Raw genomic sequence first — 2,658 nt, 5'->3', positions numbered from 1 at the left:
GCGGGCAGCCTTCCACGACCGCCGGGTCGCCCCCCGCACCGGCGCCAACGGTAGCCGCGCCGGCACCGCCCTCCGCGGCACCGCAGCATCCAGGTTGATGCGAATGGGACTAGTCGACGGCGAAAAAATCAGCTCCGCCGTACCACGGCATTGCTGAGAGGACTGCTGGCTTGGCGGCCGTATCGCCGGGGAAGGCTAATCCACTCGCCGACGGTGCGAGGCTGATCGATCTGAGCGAGGCCCACGTCCGGCCACTCAGCTGCCGCCGGAAAATGCGCCGTTCCAAACAAGCGATCCCAGATCGTCGTAAACGCGCCGAAGTTGCGGTCGAAATGCCGTTCCTCCAGCGAGTGATGGATGCGGTGAAACCGGTTATCGACGAAGAAGGCGCGTGCGGGTCCGAAATGGAGTCTTGCCGGGGAATGGATGAACGACGCCTGGAAATACAACAATAATACCATCAGCGATGCGACGGGGCCGGTCTCGCTGACAATCAAACTCGCCGGCAGAAGAATGAGCAGGGTTTGGAAAATCGGCTCGGTGATGTGGTGGAATGCGTTGACCGCATTCATGTCGCGAATGGAGTGGTGCACCGCATGGAAACGCCACAGCCAGCGATGCTCGGCGCGATGGCACCAATAAAAGAAGAAGTCATAAATTGCGGCCGAGGCGACTGCTGTGGCGACAATCGCCGCGGCGCCGAGCCAGGTGAATTCGAGCGGCAGGACGATGAGAGGCCGGATACCGATTTCCGCCCAAAGGGCATGGAAGGCCGCATAGACCAACCGGCTGACCGGCAACCAGAGAACCCAGAAGATCAGACCGGGCAACCGCGACGCGAACTTTTGCTCGCCATGTCCGAGCAGAAGCTCAAGTGCCGTCATGAAAGCGAACGAAAAGCCCCAGGTCCAGGCCAGGGGCGCAATTTCGGCGACAATCAGGTTTGGCAGATCCGTCAAATCTGAATGGCTGCTCAGGGTAAAAAAATCTTAGATGCGGCGCCTCGATTTTATTGGTGACCCCTACGGGAATCGAACCCGTGTTTTCGCCGTGAGAGGATCGTTTTCGGACGATGGTGGACGTCCATGGATATCAATAAAATCAATAAGTTATATACACATTGTGCTTCCGCGTCCGCGCCTGTCCGGCTATTTCTATGGACCATGTTTTGACGATGGAATCACCATGGGTCGAGTTTCAGCCGATCTACGGCTGCAGGACAGAAGCGCGCGCGCGCGGCTTGCGCGGCGCCAGAACCCCTATTGGCGCATGGTCTGCGAAGGCCAGCACCTGGGCTATTACAAAGGCGCCCGCGGCGGCACCTGGGTCGCGCGCTACCGTCCGCCAGGCGCCAGCGGCAACGGCTGCAAGGTCTCGCTCGGCGCCGCCGACGATGTCGGCGAGGCCAATGGCGACGCCATCCTGAGCTGGAAGCAAGCGCTAGAGAAAGCGACCCACTGGTTCGAACTGCAGGATAGAGGCGGCGCCGAGAGCGCCCTCAATCCCGACATCACCGTCGGCGAGGCGGTCGAAAGCTACATCACCATGCGCAACGCCCGGCGCATCGGCCAGGCGGGGCGCCAAGTGCTTTCCGATGCGGTGAGCAATCTCACCCGCCACGTCCTCGACGATAGCCGCCTGGCGCGCCTGCCGCTCGCGAGGCTGGCCGAAGCCGACCTCAAGGCATGGCAGGAACGCACGCTGCGCCGGCGTTCCACCATCCAGCGCGTCGTCAACGACCTCAAGGCAGCACTCAACCGTGCTTGGGTGGAGCATCGCCGCGCACTGCCGGGCGATCTGCCAATAGTCATCAAGCTGGGCCTTGCGATCGAGGCCCCGGGCGCGCGCCGTGCGCAAGCGCGCGAAAACCAGATCCTGACGGACGGCCAGATCCGGCGTGTCGTCGCTGCAGCGCTCACGCTCGATGACGATTTCGGGCGGATGGTGGTGATGCTGGCGGCCACCGGCGCACGGTTCGCGCAACTGCGCCGCATGCGCGTGGCCGATGTGCAAGCGGAGCAGCGCCGGGTGATGGTGCCGGAGTCCTACAAAGGGGGAAGGGACGCCGCCGCCTATATTCGGGTGCAGGTCGGCACCGACACGCTGGCAATCCTGACACCGGCGATCGAGGGGCGCCCCGCGACGGCGCCGCTGCTGGAGCGCTGGCGTCATGTGCAGGTCAAAACGGCCGAGCGCCGAAATGCCGCCCAGGTCTGGGAGCGCGGCGAGCGCGGCCCCTGGGCAACGGCGTCCGAAATGTCCCGGTTATGGTCGCAAGCTTGCCGACTTGCGGAGCTGCCGCCGACGACCATACCCTATGCGCTCAGGCATTCGTCGATCGTCCGCGGCTTGCGCGCGGGACTGCCGATCCGGCTGGTCGCGGCAATCCACGACACGTCGGTCGCAATGATCGAACGGCATTATTCACGCTGGATAACGGAGGGTCTCGACGAGCTCGCCGCGCGCGCTGTCGTGCAGTTAGTGGCGTGATAGGCGAGGATTTCGAGGAGTTTGAAATAGCTTAGCAGATCGCTTCTGGAACGGGCGGGATCAGGTGGTTATGGGAATCGCGCTGATGCTGTGCCGGCTGTTCGAAGACGTGCGGCAGTTGTCGTGGCCGGACCTACGAACAAGGCCAAGGCGAGGCGGGAACGGGGG

The 2,658-nt window shown here is 63.2% G+C and carries 2 protein-coding genes; one reads left to right on the top strand and one right to left on the bottom strand.

All coding sequences use genetic code 11. The features are described from left to right. Positions 1-128 precede the first annotated feature (128 nt). Positions 129-959, bottom strand: a complete 831-nt coding sequence (locus SAS01S_RS21830; RefSeq protein WP_066813312.1) for a sterol desaturase family protein — start codon at positions 957-959, stop codon at positions 129-131. Between the two features lie 163 nt (positions 960-1,122). Here SAS01S_RS21830 and SAS01S_RS21825 point away from each other — a divergent pair, with 163 nt between their 5' ends. Beyond that, positions 1,123-2,490, top strand: coding sequence for a tyrosine-type recombinase/integrase (locus SAS01S_RS21825; RefSeq protein WP_218016354.1), 1,368 nt, complete (start codon positions 1,123-1,125; stop codon positions 2,488-2,490). Positions 2,491-2,658: the final 168 nt, after the last annotated feature.

It is taken from the genome of Sphingomonas asaccharolytica NBRC 15499, assembly GCF_001598355.1.
GTDB classification, from domain to species: Bacteria; Pseudomonadota; Alphaproteobacteria; order Sphingomonadales; family Sphingomonadaceae; genus Sphingomonas; species Sphingomonas asaccharolytica.
This window is presented reverse-complemented; position numbering and strand designations above follow the sequence as displayed.